This window comes from Streptomyces sp. NPDC091209 (assembly GCF_044757755.1).
GTDB lineage: Bacteria > Actinomycetota > Actinomycetes > Streptomycetales > Streptomycetaceae > Streptomyces.
The window spans coordinates 116,935-131,272 of the sequence record NZ_JBIVVR010000004.1; the positions used below are offsets into that span (position 1 = coordinate 116,935).

Sequence of the window (14,338 nt, forward strand, 5' to 3'; positions counted from 1 at the left end):
CACCATGCAGTTCGGACGCACCTACGAAGAGTTCGAGGTCGGGGCGGTCTACAAGCACTGGCCCGGGAAGACGGTCACGGAGTACGACGACCACCTCTTCTGTCTGCTGACCATGAACCACCACCCGCTCCACATGGACAGCAACTATGCGGAGAAGACGACCGATTTCGGCAAGAACGTCGTCGTCGGGAACTACATCTACTCGCTGCTCCTCGGCATGTCCGTGCCGGACGTCTCGGGCAAGGCGATCGCCAACCTGGAGGTCGAGTCGCTGAAGCACGTGGCGCCGACCTTCCACGGCGACACGATCTACGGCGAGACCACGGTCCTCGACAAGACCCCCTCCCGGTCCAAGTCGGACCGCGGGATCGTCTACGTGGAGACCAAGGGCTACAAGCAGGACGGCACGCTGGTCTGCGTGTTCCGCCGCAAGGTGATGGTCCCCACCGAGACGTACATCAAGGAGCGCGGCGGCGAGCAGCCCGGCCGGCCCGAACCCACCGCACCCGCGGACAAGAAGACGGAGAAGTAGTCATGGCACGACTCGCCCAGACCGCCGGTCTGACCGACGTCCAGCAGGAGATCCTCTCCACCGTCCGCGATTTCGTGGACAAGGAGATCATCCCGGTCGCGACCGAGCTGGAGCACCGCGACGAGTATCCCCAGGCGATCGTCGACGGCCTGAAGGAGCTGGGCCTCTTCGGGCTGATGATCCCCGAGGAGTACGGCGGCCTGGGCGAGTCCCTCCTGACGTACGCGCTGTGCGTCGAGGAGATCGCCCGTGGCTGGATGTCGGTCTCCGGCATCATCAACACCCACTTCATCGTGGCGTACATGATCAAGCAGCACGGCACGCAGGAGCAGAAGGACCACTTCCTGCCCCGCATGGCGCTCGGCGAGACGCGTGGCGCCTTCTCGATGTCGGAGCCGGCGCTCGGCTCGGATGTGTCGGCGATCTCGTCGAAGGCGGTCAAGGACGGCGACGAGTACGTCCTGAACGGCCAGAAGATGTGGCTGACGAACGGCGGATCGTCGAATCTGGTGGCCGTTCTCGTCCGGAGTGACGAAGGACACCCCGAGGGCACGGCGCCCCACAAGTCGATGACGACCTTCCTGGTGGAGAAGGAGCCCGGCTTCGGAGAGGTCCGCCCCGGCCTCACCATTCCCGGGAAGATCGACAAGATGGGTTACAAGGGTGTCGACACCACCGAACTCATCATGGACGGACTGCGCATTCCGGCCGATCGCGTACTCGGCGGGACCACCGGCCGAGGGTTTTACCAAATGATGGACGGCGTCGAGGTCGGCCGCGTCAATGTCGCGGCTCGTGGCTGCGGTGTCGCGCAGCGCGCATTCGAGCTCGGCGTCTCATATGCCCAGCAACGTCACACTTTCGGCAAGGCCATCGCCCAGCACCAGGCCATCCAGTTCAAGCTGGCCGAGATGGCTACCAAGGTCGAGGCCGCCCATGCAATGATGGTGAACGCGGCTCGCAAAAAGGACTCCGGGGAACGAAACGACCTCGAAGCAGGGATGGCGAAGTACCTCGCCTCCGAGTACTGCAAAGAGGTAGTGGAAGATGCGTTCCGGATCCACGGCGGCTACGGCTTCTCCAAGGAGTACGAGATCGAGCGCCTCTACCGTGAGGCGCCGATGCTGCTGATCGGCGAAGGTACCGCCGAGATCCAGAAAATGATCATCGGGCGCCGACTGCTCGAAGAGTATCGACTCCAGGGCTAGATGTCCGGGTTCGGGGTGTTTTCTTCGCGAAGAAGATCACACCCCGTCAGCACTCTTCGGCCGTCGACTCCGCATCTTGGCTTGCCCAGTTGCGGTCTGCGACCGGTACGATCGCGTGTAAGCCGCCGTCCCCCGTTCGAGCGCGGCATCATCCGCTACGAAGGTCATCCATGCCCCACAGCCAAACCTCTGCACCTCGCGGCCGGGTCCGCCTCGCGCGCGGAGCATCGCCGTGGCTTCTCCCGACCGTTGCCACCGCAGCAATCAGCCTGGCTCGTTCGCGCCGTTCCGGCGCGGCCAAGGCCGTGGCCGTACCCGTCACCGCGCTCGCGGCCGGGATGCTGTGGTTCTTCCGCGATCCCGAGCGTGAGATCACGCAGGGCCGTGTGATCTCGCCCGCCGACGGTGTGGTGCAGAGCATCATGCCGTGGAAGGACGGACGCACCCGTGTCGCGATCTTCATGAGCCCGCTGAACGTCCACGTCAATCGCGCGCCACTCTCCGGCACGGTGACGTCGGTCGAGCACATCCCCGGTGGGTTCGTCCCGGCGTTCAACAAGGAGAGCGAGAACAACGAGCGCGTCGTCTGGCACTTCGACACCGAGCTCGGTGACATCGAGATGATCCAGATCGCCGGCGCGGTCGCCCGTCGCATCGTGCCCTACATCCCTCAGGGCACGAAGGTCGAGCAGGGTGACCGGATCGGCCTGATCCGCTTCGGCTCGCGCGTGGACATCTACCTCCCCGAGGGTGTCGAGGTCGACGTGGAGGTCGGTCAGAAGACCGTGGCTGGGGTGACTCGAATTGACCGTGATTGATCCCGAGACACAGGCCGGCTGGGTGCCGGAGGCCGATGAGCTGGACGACGAGGAGGAGATGCCTCTCTCGCTCCGCCTCTCGATAGCGGACACGCTCACGCTCGGCAACGCCACGTGCGGCTTCATGGCGGTGTACTTCACCACCACCGGCATCCTGATCCCGCACCTCACGGGCAGCGACGAGTCGGGCATGGCCCGTCACTCCGCCGCCACGGCCGTGATCCTGATGCTCTGCGCCGCGATCTTCGACCTGTTCGACGGTCTGGTGGCCCGCAAGCTGCGCTCCTCCCCCATGGGCGCCGAGCTGGACAACCTGTCGGACCTGATCAGCTTCGGTCTCGCGCCGGCGTACTTCGTGCTGGTGTACGGCATGGTCGCGGACGACGCATACCAGAAGGTGGCGGCGGTCGGAGCGATCGTGGTGCTCCTGGCCGTGGTGCTGCGGCTCGCGAGATTCTCCTGCGTCACGGTGAAGGACGGCACGTTCCAGGGCATGCCGAGCCCCTTCGGCGCCCTGACGGTGGTCTCCATCATCCTGCTGGAGCTGCCCTTCGTCGCCACGCTCATGGCGATCATGGGCACCGCCTGGCTGATGGTGAGCCGGGTCGAGTACCCCAAGCCGCGCGGTCGCCTCGCGGTCGCGATGCTCTCCTGGATCGTGCTCTCGATGGGTCTCCTGGCGGCCTGGGCGTTCGACGCCCCCGGCGGCCAGCTGCTCCTCCAGACCGGCTGCGCGCTGCAGCTCGTCATGGGCGCGGTGATCCCGCTGTTCGCCACGGCCCGCCGGGTGAACAACTTCCGGGGCAACCGCCGTGAGGCACGAGCCGCGCAGCTCCCGTAACACCCCGTACGTCACGAAGGGCCCCGAACCACACGGTTCGGGGCCCTTGTGCGTGGGCGGTGCGCCGGGGCGGAGCCATCGGCGCCGCCGAGCGCGCCCCTCGCGCCGCGCGGGAGCGAGGGCGTCAGAGGGCGGGCGTGTACCCCTGCGCGACCGACGAGGTCTCGGCCTCACGGACGACCTTCATCCCGCCCACGGCGTTCTTGTCGGGCTGCAGGATGACGCTCTCCTTGGACGACGCCGACTTCGGGTCGGTGAAGTTCTGCGGGATGCCGAACCCCGGGTCGAACGCGCCGATGGTCAGCAGGGCCTTGTCGACACCCTCGCGGGTGAGGTCCTTGGCCGCGCAGGCCTTCTTCAGCGCCTCGCCGAACGCCGACGCGGCCGTCCAGCCGGCCACCACCCCGTTGTCCAGGGAGTCCTTCGGATAGGCGGCCCGGTAGTCCGCGACCAGCTTCTTCGCCTTCGGGGTGTCCGCGCCGATCGGCAGCGAGGGGTTGGCCACGTAGTAGTTCGTCTCCAGGGCCGGGGCGGCCGCGGTGGCGAGGAGCTGCGGGGCGAACGCCGAGTTGTTGCCGATGACCGGCACATCGAACTTGAGGGCCGCCGCGACCCCGACGAGCGAGGCCGCCTGCCGGGGCCCCGCACTGATCACGACGGCCTTCACCCCGGCCTGCTTCAGGGCGACGACCTGGGCGGTCATGTCGTTGTCCGTCGGCTTGATCTTCTGCTCGACGACCTTGAGCCCCGACTGCTTCGCCATGTACCGGGAGCCGGTGAGCGCGTTCTCGCCGTAGTCCCCCTCGAAGTACACATGGCCGATGCTGTCGCCCTTCCTGAGGCCCTTCTCCTTCATCAGGAAGTCGATCGCGTTGATCGTCTCGATGTCGTACGTGGAGCCGATGGGCCGGATGTACGGGCTGCCCAGCAGGGTGGCCGACCAGGCCTGCGGCAGGACCAGGCCCTTGTCCTGGCCGTCGATGCGCTGCTTGACGGCCGCGACGAAGGGCGAGCCGATGAACTGGGTGAAGCCCAGCACCTTCGGCGCCAGCTCCGTGTAGCCGGAGACGGCCTTCTGCGGGTCGTACCCGTGGTCGCGGATCGTCAGCGCCAGCTTGTAGCCGCAGACCCCGCCGGCGGCGTTGGTCTGCTTCACATAGAGCTGCTGGGCCTGGGTGACGCTCTTGCCGAGCGTCGCGTAGACACCGCTCATGTCGGTGAGCACCCCGAGGCTGATGGTCTTCCCGGAGATCCCCTCGCCGGTCCTCACCCCGCCGGCCGCCGGCTTGTCACTGCCGCCGCCCTTGGCCTTGGAGCTGCATCCGGCCAGCACGAGCAGGGCGGCCAGCGCCCCGGCGGCCAGCCGCGCTGTGTGTGTCGTTCTCATCGTTCCTCCCCTGGAGTGGCCCCGGGACGGGGCGTGACGCGGAGCCGGGCGGCCACCCTGACCAGGCCGCCCGGAAGAAAGAGCACCACCGCCACGACGGCGGCGCCGTACAGGTACCGGGCCGCCTCGCCGGGCGCGATCCCGCCCGTGCCCGGGTCGGAGACCAGCGGCAGGGCGTCGCTGTAGCGGGTCAGCACCTGCGGCAGCAGCGAGACGAACGCGGCCCCGGCGACCGCCCCGGCGACCGAGCCGAGTCCGCCGATGACGATCATGGCGAGGTAGTCGAGCGAGAGCGTGATCCCGAAGTAGTCGGGCACCGTGCGCTGGAAGACCAGGGCGAGCAGCACCCCGGCCAGTCCCGCGTACATCGAGGACAGGACGAAGACGGCGGCGCGGTACCGGGCGACGGGCACGCCGATCACCCCGGCCGCGATCCGGTGGTCGCGGATCGCGTTCATCGCCCGGCCGGGACGGCCGCGCAGCACCCCGCGGGCGAAGAGCCCGCAGCCGAGGAGCAGCACCAGACCGACGTACCAGAGCTTCTCGGCCGAGCCGAACGGCACGTCGGCGACGACGAGCTCACGGTCGTCGAAGGCGATACCGAACAGGCTGAGGGGAGGTACGTCCCGCCCGTTGAAGCCGCCCGTCAGATCCCGGGCGTTGAACAGGACGTGCTGTCCGATGAAGATCAGGGCGAGGGTCGCGATGCCGAGGTAGGCGCCGCGCAGTCGTCCCGCGATCGGGCTGAAGAGGCCCCCGGCGATCCCGGAGACGGCCACGGCGAGCACGGCCGCGAGCCAGGTGGGCAGTCCCAGGCCGGTGAGCCCGTCGCCCCCGTGGGCGGCGAACACGCAGTAGCCGTAGGCGCCGACCGCGAGGAAGAAGGCGTGCCCCATGGAGAGCTGCCCGGTCGCGCCGGTGAGGAGGTTGAGACCGATCGCGCCGATCGCGGCGGCCATGGCGAACAGACCGGCCTGGAGCCAGAAGCGGTCGACGTAGAAGGGCAGCGCGAGCAGCAGGACGGCGCCGACGGCCCCGATCACGGTCCGGGCGCCGGGCAGCCGGACCGTGCGCCGGCGGGCGGACCGGGGTGCGCTGCCCGCCTCGTCGCGGGTGAGGACCTCAGACACGGGCGAGCTCCTTCGTGCCGAACAGCCCGGCGGGCCGGATGAGCAGGATCGCGACCATGACCACGTACGGCGCGAGATCGCCGAGGCCGCGCCCGAGGAAGGTGAGGTCGCTCTGGTTTCCGGTGGCCAGGGATTCGGTGACACCGACGAGGAGGCCGCCGACCAGCGCGCCGGTGGTCGAGTCGAGGCCGCCGAGGATCGCCGCGGGGAACGCCTTGAGCGCGGCGAGCGAGGTGGCGCGTTCGAGGCCGGGGGTCGGGAAGACGGTCAGGAACAGCGCGGCGACGGCCGCGAGGCCGCCCGCCACCGCCCAGGCCCCCAGCGACACCCGGCCGAGCCTGACCCCCATCAGGGCCGCGGTCTCCGGGCTCTCGGCGGCTGCGCGCATCGCCACGCCCCAGGACGTGTAGCGGAAGGCCAGCAGAAAGACGGTGATGAGAAGGGACGCGGTGACGAACGCCGCGATGCGGGTGTGGGCGATGGAGACCGGCCCGACGGTGAGGACGGCGTTGCCCCAGGGGTCCCCCATCACCAGGACGTCCGTGCCGATCCGGCGGGTCAGTTCGGTGGTGAGCAGGATGTCGACGCCGATGGTGACGATGGCGAGGACGCTCTGGTCGGTACCCCGGTAGCGGCGGATCACCAGGAACTCCACGGCTGCCCCGACCAGGGCGGCGCCCGCGACACCGGCGAGCAGCGCGGGCCAGAAGCCGATGTCGTCGTGGAGGGTCGCGGTGACGTAGCCGCCCGCGAGCAGCAGGGAGGCGTGCGCGAAGTTGACGACCTCGGTGGCCCGGAAGATGACGACGAAGCCGAGCGCGATGAGGGCGTAGACGGAGCCCAACGACAGCCCGTTGAGCAGGAGTTCGGCGAAGGTGCTCATGACGCGGTCTCCTCTGGGTCGGCGCGCTCGCCCAGATAGGCGCGTACCACCGCCGGGTCGTTCTGTACGTCCGCGGGGGCGCCGTCGGCGATACGGCGCCCGAAATCCAGTACGGTCACCGCGTCCGCGAGCCGCATCACCACCCCCATGTCGTGTTCCACCAGCACGATCGAGATGCCGAGGCTGTCGCGGACTCCGGCGACGACCGCGGCGGTTCGGCGGCGTTCGTCGGCGGTCATGCCCGCGACGGGTTCGTCCAGGAGCAGGACCCGGGGTTCCATGCACAGGGCCCGGGCGAGCTCGGCGAGCTTCTGCTGTCCGTACGGGAGCGAACCGGCGGGCCGGTAGAGCTGTCCCGTCAGGCCCACGAACTCGGCGATCTCACGCACCCGTTCGCGGTGCCGCCGGTCCTCCCGCGCCGCCGAGGGCAGCCGCAGTCCGGCGGCGAGGAATCCGGCGCGGGTCAGCCGGTGCCGGCCGAGCAGCAGACAGTCCTCGACGGTGGCGTGCGGGGGCAGGGCGAGGTTCTGGAAGATGCGGGCCACGCCCAGTCCGGCGATGCGGTGGGGCGGCAGTCCGGTGAGTTCGTGCTCTCCGAGGCGGACGCTTCCGGCGGCCGGCCGGCAGACACCGGACAGCACGTTGAAACAGGTGGACTTTCCCGCCCCGTTGGGGCCGATGAGGGCATGCACGGTGCCCGGTCGCACCGTGAAACTGACCGCGTCGAGCGCGGTCAGCCCCGCGAACCGGACCGTCACGTCCCTGACGTCGAGTGAGGGAATGCCCGAGGTCACGGCCGCCCGGTCCGTCACGGCGGCCCCGTCGGTCGCGGTCGCCTTGCCCAGCCCGGGAGTTGGCGTGCTGTCGCGTTCCGCCACGGTGGATCACCCCTTCCAGCGGGACAGGGACGGGAGGGCGCCGCGCGCGGGAACCCCGTCGGCTGCGGCGTCCTCGTCGACCACGCCGAGATAGCGGCGGCGCACCTCGTCGGAGGCGGCGAGTTCGTCCGCGGGGCCGGACAGGGTCACCTCGCCGACCTCCAGGACGTAGGCGCTGGACGCGAGGCGCAGGGCGAGGGCGGCGTTCTGTTCGACGAGCAGGACGGAGGTGCCCTGTTCGTTGATCTCCCGCACGGTGTCGGCGATCCGCGCGGCCATCAACGGGGCGAGCCCGAGCGAGGGTTCGTCGAGCAGCAGGACCTTGGGGACGCCCATGAGGGCCCGGCCGACCGCGAGCATCTGCTGTTCCCCGCCGGACAACAGCCCTGCCCGCTGCTGGGCGCGGTCGGCGAGGACGGGGAACAGTTCGTGCACGCGCCGCAGGGCACGCGCCCGTTCCGCGCGGCCGCCGGTGGCGCCCAGTGCTCCGGCGCGCAGATTGTCCGCGACCGTCATCCGGCCGAACACCCGCCGCCCTTCGGGGACTTGGGACACTCCGGCGGCCACCACCCGGTCCGGCGGCAGCCGGTCCAGCGGTCGCCCGCCGAGCGTGACCGTGCCGCCGGTGACCGCTCCTCGGTGGAAGGAGAGGGTCCGGCACACCGCCCGCAGCAGCGTCGACTTGCCCGCGCCGTTGCCGCCGAGGACGGTCACGACGGTCCCCTCCGGCACCTCCAACGACACGTCACGCAGTGCGCGTACGGGGCCGTATCCGACCGACAGTTCCCGCACGAGCAGAGCGGAACCGCCCATGGCATCTCCCTTGTCCTCGCTCGGTGTGGCGCTCACCTCAGCACCGGCGGACACCCCCGTCCACGGACTGCGGCCGATACGCGGCGGGAGCCCACCGGTGGTGCCCGCCCGTTGTGCATGCGCACAACACCGCGTGTCAGGGGCCTGTGCGACCCCCTGTCGCGGTGGCATCCTCCGGCCATGGGAGGGCGCAGACCGCGGACCGGTCATGACTGGAAGCTGCTCGCGGAGTCGTGTACGGCTCTGCTGGAACGGCTGCCCGAGCTCGTCGACGAGCACGTCAGGCAGCTCACCGAGTACTCCCCCGTCTACGGACAGGTGCTGCCGTACGACCAGCAGTGGCGGGGGGCGGAGACAGCGATGCGCATCGGCATCAAGGCGATCTCCGCGCCCCGGGACTCACCGCGCCGCGATCTGGAGCACGCGGAGGAGGCGGGCCGGCGGCGGGCCCAGCAGGGTCTGCCGCTCGAACTCCTGGTGCACGCCTACCGTGCCGCGGGTTATCTGGTGTGGGACGCGCTGATGGAGAGCGCGGCGAGCCGGGAGCCCGAGCGGCTCACGGTGCTCATGCGGTGCGCCACGATGGTGTGGTCGGCCGTGGACGCGCAGGCCGCGACCGCCTCGGAGTCCTACCTGGCCACGGAGCGGGAGCTGCGGCGCCGCACCGACGAGCAACTCCAGGCTCTGCTCGACGCCCTCCTTGAGGGTCAGGAGGCACCGGGGCTCGCGGCGCGGGCGGCGGCCGGACTCGATCTGCCCGAGCACGGGCCGTACGCCGTCGTCGTGCTGCGGACGGAGCGCCACGACGGCCGGGACGTCTGCGTCCGGCCGATGGTGGGGGCGGGGCTGCGGTTCATCTGGCGGATGCGGGCCGACTGCGAGATCGCGGTGGTGGCGCTGGACGCCGGACAGGGCCTCGACGAAGTGGCCCGGCTGCTCGACGGACGGCGCTCGGGTCCGGGCGGGATCAGCCCCGTGGTCTCGGGTCTGGGCGAGCTGGGGCGGGCCCGGCGATGGGCCGAACTGGCCCTGCGTACGTGCCCGCCGGACGCGACCGGTGTCGTACGCCTCGATCAGCGGATGCCGACGGCGCTCGTCGTGAGCCAGCCGGAGCTCGCGGGCCGGCTGGTGTCGGACGTCTTCGGGACGCTGCTGGAGCTCGAACCGGGTGACCGGGCCGTGCTGATCGAGACGCTGGACATGTGGCTGGCCTGCGAGGGCTCCGCGGGGCGGGCGGCCGGACGCCTGTACTGCCACCGGAACACCGTCTTCAACCGCCTGCGCCGACTGGAACAGCTGACCTCGCGCTCACTGGCCCGCCCCCGCGATCTGATCGAGATGACCCTGGCCCTGGACGCCTACCGGCTGGCGGGCACGACGGCGGTCGCGGGGACGGGACGGTGAGACGACAGCGGCCTACGGCGGAGAGGGCGGCCCCCCTCTCTCGGACCGAGGGAGGGGCGGACGGCCCTCGGACCGAACAAGCGACGCCCCCGGCCCTCAGACCTCAGACCTCAGACCAGGAAGTCCCGCCCGATGTTCTCCGCCACCCGTTCCAGGATCGGACCGGCGTCGGAGATGCACTTCGCGATGTCGGGCTCGACCTCGGTGAGGGGATACGCCCGCCGGATGCCGGCCCTGCCGAGCGCCTCGGGCCGGAGCGCGAGGCGGCCGCATACCGCGACGACCTCCTTGCCCCTGGCGCGGGCAGCCGCGGCGACCCCGGCGGGTGCCTTGCCGTGCAGGGTCTGCTCGTCGAGGGACCCCTCACCGGTGATCACCAGCGTGGCGCGCTCCAGCGCGGGCGCGAAGCCGAGTACGTCGAGCATCACCTCGATGCCCGGCCGGAAGCGGGCGCCAAGGACCAGAGCCCCGTAGCCGACCCCTCCCGCGGCGCCCGCGCCGGGCGCCGCGGCGTATCCGGCGGCCTTCGGCCCGATCTCCTTCTCCAGGACACCGGCGAAGTGGGCGAGGGCGCTGTCCAGCACCGCCACGTCGTCGGGACCCGCGCCCTTCTGGGGCCCGTACACGGCGGGCGCGCCCTTGGGGCCCGTCAACGGGTTGTCCACGTCACTGGCGAGGACGAGGTCGACCGCGGCGAGGCGGTCGTCCAGGCCGGACAGATCGGCGCTCGCCAGATCCGACAGCGCGGCGCCGCCGGGAGCCACCGGTTCACCGTCCGCGTCGAGGAAGCGCGCGCCGAGCGCGGACAGCATGCCCGCGCCACCGTCCGTGGTCGCGCTGCCGCCCACGCCGAAGACGATGGTGCGCGCACCGGCGTCGAGCGCGGCGCGCAGCAGTTCCCCGGAGCCGTACGTCGAGGACGAGAGGGGCGCGAAGACGCCCTTGGGCAGCCGCTGCAGCCCGCTCGCCTCGGCCATCTCCACGACCGCGGTGTCCCCGCGCAGCGCGAACGCGGCGGTCACCTCGTGGCCCAGGGGTCCGGCGACGCGCACCTCGCGGCGCTCGAAACCGGCCGCGACCGCCGCGTCGACGGTGCCGTCGCCGCCGTCGGCCACGGGCAGCGACTCGACCACCACCTGCGGTGCGACCCGGCGCAGTCCGGCCGTCACCCGCTCGGCGACCTGTACGGCCGTCAGCGATCCCTTGAACTTGTCCGCGGCGATGAGCACACGCGGGGTCCGATTCACTGCAGCGTCCGCCACCTTGCATCCCCTTGCTTTCCGGGCCTTGCACACGTCAAGGCAGTCGCGCCGCTGCGACCCTAACCGGAGGGAGCCCCCGCCGTCATGCCCCTGCCCAGCCTGCGGGACGGGCCCGGGACCGGCTCGGGACCGGTCGCCGAGGGCGTGCCCGGCACGGGGCAGCGACGGCAGCCGGCGGCGCCGGCTCCCGGAACGCTCGATTCCGTTCCGCCCCGGCGAGCGTGCCCGCCCGGAATTGGGTAGACCGGAGCCATGACCCCTGTGGGCACCGACATCGCCGACCGCGTCCTCGGGGGCTGGCTGGGCCGGATCGCGGGCAACATGCTCGGCAAGCCGGTCGAGCAGGGCGACCACTGGACGCGGGACCGGATCGACCGCTATCTGCGGCAGGCCGCCGCCCTGCCGCTGACCGACTACCTTCCCGGGCCCGCCGACGACGGTGCCGGGGGCGAGTTCGAGCTGCGGCCCGAGTGGCGAAGCTGCGTGCGCGGCCGTATCCACGGGAGCTGCCGTGACGACGACGTGGACTACGCGATCCTCGGACTCCACCTCCTGGAGACGTACGGCTTCTCGTTCAGCACCGAGCAGGTGGGTGACCTGTGGCTGCTGCGTCTTCCGTATCTCCAGACGTTCACGGCGGAGCGGGCCGCGTACCGCAACCTCGCCCAGGGTCTGAAGCCTCCGGTGACGGCGACGTACGAGAATCCGTACCAGGAGTGGATCGGCGCGCTGATCCGCGCCGACGTCTACGGCTGGACGTCCCCGGGGCTGCCGGGGCGGGCGGCCTCCCTGGCCCGCCGGGACGCCGTCCTCTCGCACACCGGCAACGGCGTCTACGGCGCGATGTGGGCGGCGGCGCTGATCTCCGCGGCCTTCACCGCCCCGTCCGTCCGGGACGCGCTGGACACGGCGCTCACCGTGATCCCCGCGAGCAGCCGGCTGGCCCGCACCGTACGCCGGGTGCTCACGCTCCATGAGACCCGGATGACCTGGGAGGACACGCTCACCACGGTGTCCGAGGAGACCGCCGGGATGGGCTGGATCCACACGGTCCCGAACGCGGCGGTGCTGACCGCCGGGCTGCTGTACGGCGACGGCGACTTCACCCGGACCATCACGCTGACCGTCCGCGGCGGTCTGGACACCGACTCGAACGGCGCGACCGCGGGCTCCGTCGCGGGCGTCCTGTGCGGGGCGGAGGCGATTCCCCCGCAGTGGAAGGACCCGCTGGAGGACACCGTCCGCAGCGCGGTGTTCGGCTTCGACGGGGTACGGATCAGCGAGCTCGCGTCACGTACGGTCGCGTTGGCGCAGGCGGGGGCCTGAGCCGGAGCCCCCGCGCCTCGATCGGTGGCGGAGCCCGGGTACGTGCGGGTCCGCTCGTTACCCTTCCTGAGTGACCACTTCGGACTTCGCCGCCTACATCGCCGGCCTGCCCCGTGTCCTCGTCGGAGCCGCAGCCCTCTTCCGCGACACCGAGGGGCGGGTACTGCTCGTCGAGCCGAACTATCGCGAGGGCTGGACGCTGCCGGGCGGAACGGTGGAGTCGGACGACGGGGAGAGCCCACGGCAGGGCGCGCGCCGCGAGACGGCCGAGGAGATCGGCCTCGACGTGGAACTCGGACGGCTGCTGGCCGTCGACTGGGTGCAGGACTCGGCGCGCCCGCCGCTGGTGGCGTATCTGTACGACGGCGGAGTCCTCGGCGAGCGGGACCTCAAGGCGATCCGGCTGCAGGAGGAGGAGCTGCTGTCCTGGCGGCTGGTGCCGCGCGAGGAACTGGCCGCGCACCTGCCGGGCGCCTCGGGCCGTCGTGTCCTGGCCGCGCTCGACGTCCTGGCGGAGAACGCGGGGACGGCGGAACTGGAGAACGGCCACCGGGTGGGCTGACCCAGGGGGGTCCGCCTCGCACGACAGCACCGGGGTCCCGTCATGACGCGGCGGCCGAGGGCTGATCCCTCTGCCGCCGGGCCGCGATCTCGTCGTGCTTTCTCTTCAGCTTCGTCGTCTGGTTCGTCGTCTGGTTCGTCGTCTGGTTCGTCGTCTGGTTCGTCGTCGGGTGTCTGGTCGAGGGTCGTGCGCGGGTCAGCCGAGGATCCTGCGCTTCTGTTCCTCGAACTCGGCTTCGGTGAGCACGCCCTGGGCCTTGAGGTCCCCCAGTTGCTTGAGTTGGTCGATCTTGCTGGTCATGTCGTCGGCCGGCGCGGCAGGCGCGGGCGCGGGCGCGGCAGGCGGGGGCTCCTGGTACTGCTGCTGCTCCTGCTGGGCCCATCGCCCCTGCTGACGACGTGACACACGGTTCGAGACCGCGGTGGCCGTACCGGCCACCACGGCGGTGCGGGCGACCCCGCGGAGGAGACCTGGCACGGTGGTTTCCTTTCCGACACGAGGCAAACAGAACGAGCCCGAAAGGGATGCGATCCCTTGTGCGCACCGAATTCGTTCTCAGCGCACCGGGCAGATCCATTGGAGCACCGAACGGAATTGTCCGCACATCGGTCTCGGCCCCGTCGGGCGTGATTTCCGACGATCTGCCGGTCCGTCATTCCCGTGGCAAGCTGAAATGTGGCCACCTACCGTCACCCGGTCGGTGGCGAGGTCTACGCAGGAGGAGCTCGCAATGGCTACGACGGGTATGCACCGGCAGGGAACCGCCGGCAGTACGGGAGCGTGGGTGTCCGGATGGACGGCCTTCGCCGCGGTCATGATGATCTTCGGCGGTGCGATGGCGATATTCCAGGGCATCGCCGCCATCGCCAAGGACAGCGTCTTCGTCACGACCAGCAACTACGTCTACAGTTTCAACCTGACGAGCTGGGGATGGATCCACCTCACCCTCGGCGTCCTGGTCGTCCTCGCCGGAATCGCCGTGTTCCGCGGCATGCTGTGGGCCCGCATCGTCGGTATCGCCCTCGCGGGGCTGGCCATGGTCGCCAACTTCATGTGGCTGCCGTACTCCCCCGTGTGGTCCAGCGTGCTGATCGCCATCGACGCCTTCGTCATCTGGGCGCTGTGCGTCGGGTCCAGCCGGGACACCCGTACCGAGTGACCGGGCCTGCCCGGCCCCCCGAGGGCTCTCCGACCGGCAGCGGGGCCCCCCCCCCCGCGGGGGGGGGGGGGGGGGGGGGGGGGCGCCGGGGGGGGGGGGGCCCCGGGCCGGGGGGGGGGGCCGGCCCGCGCGCGG

General features: G+C 70.9%; 15 protein-coding genes. 8 read left to right on the forward strand and 7 right to left on the reverse strand.

Annotation, left to right across the window (positions count from 1 at the left end; translation table 11 throughout):
- Positions 1 to 4: 4 nt before the first annotated feature.
- The 4 genes from ACIQRL_RS13445 to pssA all read left to right on the forward strand — a co-directional run bounded on the left by ACIQRL_RS13445 (position 5) and on the right by pssA (position 3,399).
- Positions 5 to 532: a MaoC family dehydratase gene (locus ACIQRL_RS13445; RefSeq protein WP_401331036.1), complete on the forward strand. Its 528-nt coding sequence runs from the start codon at positions 5 to 7 to the stop codon at positions 530 to 532.
- A gap of 2 nt (positions 533 to 534) precedes the next feature.
- The gene (locus ACIQRL_RS13450) at positions 535 to 1,740 is read left to right on the forward strand and encodes an acyl-CoA dehydrogenase family protein (RefSeq protein ID WP_355840279.1); all 1,206 of its coding nucleotides are present in this window, start codon (positions 535 to 537) and stop codon (positions 1,738 to 1,740) included.
- Positions 1,741 to 1,910: 170 nt separating this feature from the next.
- The gene (locus ACIQRL_RS13455) at positions 1,911 to 2,558 is read left to right on the forward strand and encodes a phosphatidylserine decarboxylase (protein WP_355840278.1); all 648 of its coding nucleotides are present in this window, start codon (positions 1,911 to 1,913) and stop codon (positions 2,556 to 2,558) included.
- A gap of 22 nt (positions 2,559 to 2,580) precedes the next feature.
- The gene (gene pssA / locus ACIQRL_RS13460) at positions 2,581 to 3,399 is read left to right on the forward strand and encodes a CDP-diacylglycerol--serine O-phosphatidyltransferase (RefSeq protein ID WP_339135874.1); all 819 of its coding nucleotides are present in this window, start codon (positions 2,581 to 2,583) and stop codon (positions 3,397 to 3,399) included.
- 124 nt (positions 3,400 to 3,523) lie between these two features.
- Here the strand turns inward: pssA and ACIQRL_RS13465 are convergent, their stop codons facing one another.
- From ACIQRL_RS13465 to ACIQRL_RS13485, 5 genes are all read right to left on the reverse strand, one after another.
- Positions 3,524 to 4,786: an ABC transporter substrate-binding protein gene (locus ACIQRL_RS13465; RefSeq protein ID WP_401331038.1), complete on the reverse strand. Its 1,263-nt coding sequence runs from the start codon at positions 4,784 to 4,786 to the stop codon at positions 3,524 to 3,526.
- Positions 4,783 to 5,916 carry a branched-chain amino acid ABC transporter permease gene (locus ACIQRL_RS13470; RefSeq protein WP_401331040.1) on the reverse strand — a complete coding sequence of 378 codons (1,134 nt, stop codon included), beginning with the start codon at positions 5,914 to 5,916 and terminating at the stop codon, positions 4,783 to 4,785. The genes ACIQRL_RS13465 and ACIQRL_RS13470 overlap by 4 nt, the downstream gene beginning before the upstream one ends.
- Positions 5,909 to 6,799 carry a branched-chain amino acid ABC transporter permease gene (locus ACIQRL_RS13475; protein ID WP_401331041.1) on the reverse strand — a complete coding sequence of 297 codons (891 nt, stop codon included), beginning with the start codon at positions 6,797 to 6,799 and terminating at the stop codon, positions 5,909 to 5,911. Before ACIQRL_RS13475 ends, ACIQRL_RS13470 begins: the two co-directional genes overlap by 8 nt.
- Complete coding sequence (locus ACIQRL_RS13480) at positions 6,796 to 7,581, reverse strand: ABC transporter ATP-binding protein (RefSeq protein WP_401331734.1); 786 nt, start codon at positions 7,579 to 7,581, stop codon at positions 6,796 to 6,798. Before ACIQRL_RS13480 ends, ACIQRL_RS13475 begins: the two co-directional genes overlap by 4 nt.
- Before the next feature lie 102 nt (positions 7,582 to 7,683).
- Positions 7,684 to 8,490: an ABC transporter ATP-binding protein gene (locus ACIQRL_RS13485; protein WP_401331043.1), complete on the reverse strand. Its 807-nt coding sequence runs from the start codon at positions 8,488 to 8,490 to the stop codon at positions 7,684 to 7,686.
- 180 nt (positions 8,491 to 8,670) lie between these two features.
- Between ACIQRL_RS13485 and ACIQRL_RS13490 the strand changes: the two genes are divergently transcribed.
- On the forward strand, positions 8,671 to 9,894 hold the full coding sequence (locus ACIQRL_RS13490) for a PucR family transcriptional regulator (RefSeq protein WP_401331044.1): 1,224 nt from the start codon (positions 8,671 to 8,673) through the stop codon (positions 9,892 to 9,894).
- 110 nt (positions 9,895 to 10,004) lie between these two features.
- On the opposite strand, the gene ACIQRL_RS13495 is transcribed toward ACIQRL_RS13490, so the two are convergent.
- The gene (locus ACIQRL_RS13495) at positions 10,005 to 11,123 is read right to left on the reverse strand and encodes a glycerate kinase (protein WP_401331735.1); all 1,119 of its coding nucleotides are present in this window, start codon (positions 11,121 to 11,123) and stop codon (positions 10,005 to 10,007) included.
- Between the two features lie 285 nt (positions 11,124 to 11,408).
- Between ACIQRL_RS13495 and ACIQRL_RS13500 the strand changes: the two genes are divergently transcribed.
- Complete coding sequence (locus ACIQRL_RS13500) at positions 11,409 to 12,482, forward strand: ADP-ribosylglycohydrolase family protein (RefSeq protein ID WP_401331046.1); 1,074 nt, start codon at positions 11,409 to 11,411, stop codon at positions 12,480 to 12,482.
- Positions 12,483 to 12,552: 70 nt separating this feature from the next.
- Positions 12,553 to 13,044, forward strand: coding sequence for an NUDIX domain-containing protein (locus tag ACIQRL_RS13505; protein ID WP_401331048.1), 492 nt, complete (start codon positions 12,553 to 12,555; stop codon positions 13,042 to 13,044).
- 195 nt (positions 13,045 to 13,239) lie between these two features.
- Here ACIQRL_RS13505 and ACIQRL_RS13510 read toward each other — a convergent pair whose 3' ends face one another.
- Positions 13,240 to 13,521, reverse strand: a complete 282-nt coding sequence (locus tag ACIQRL_RS13510) for an SHOCT domain-containing protein (RefSeq protein WP_401331050.1) — start codon at positions 13,519 to 13,521, stop codon at positions 13,240 to 13,242.
- Positions 13,522 to 13,774: 253 nt separating this feature from the next.
- Between ACIQRL_RS13510 and ACIQRL_RS13515 the strand changes: the two genes are divergently transcribed.
- Positions 13,775 to 14,203, forward strand: a complete 429-nt coding sequence (locus ACIQRL_RS13515; protein WP_401331052.1) for a hypothetical protein — start codon at positions 13,775 to 13,777, stop codon at positions 14,201 to 14,203.
- The last annotated feature ends 135 nt before the right edge of the window (positions 14,204 to 14,338 follow it).

What these genes read in the sequence shown, in the direction of transcription:
- ACIQRL_RS13455 (WP_355840278.1), top strand. Translation starts at nt 1,911, where the DNA reads ATGCCCCACAGCCAAACCTCTGCACCTCGCGGCCGGGTCCGCCTCGCG.
- ACIQRL_RS13500 (WP_401331046.1), top strand. Translation starts at nt 11,409, where the DNA reads ATGACCCCTGTGGGCACCGACATCGCCGACCGCGTCCTCGGGGGCTGG.
- ACIQRL_RS13450 (WP_355840279.1), top strand. Translation starts at nt 535, where the DNA reads ATGGCACGACTCGCCCAGACCGCCGGTCTGACCGACGTCCAGCAGGAG.
- ACIQRL_RS13490 (WP_401331044.1), top strand. Translation starts at nt 8,671, where the DNA reads ATGGGAGGGCGCAGACCGCGGACCGGTCATGACTGGAAGCTGCTCGCG.
- ACIQRL_RS13445 (WP_401331036.1), top strand. Translation starts at nt 5, where the DNA reads ATGCAGTTCGGACGCACCTACGAAGAGTTCGAGGTCGGGGCGGTCTAC.
- ACIQRL_RS13485 (WP_401331043.1), bottom strand. Translation starts at nt 8,490, where the DNA reads ATGGGCGGTTCCGCTCTGCTCGTGCGGGAACTGTCGGTCGGATACGGC.
- ACIQRL_RS13475 (WP_401331041.1), bottom strand. Translation starts at nt 6,799, where the DNA reads ATGAGCACCTTCGCCGAACTCCTGCTCAACGGGCTGTCGTTGGGCTCC.
- ACIQRL_RS13465 (WP_401331038.1), bottom strand. Translation starts at nt 4,786, where the DNA reads ATGAGAACGACACACACAGCGCGGCTGGCCGCCGGGGCGCTGGCCGCC.
- ACIQRL_RS13515 (WP_401331052.1), top strand. Translation starts at nt 13,775, where the DNA reads ATGGCTACGACGGGTATGCACCGGCAGGGAACCGCCGGCAGTACGGGA.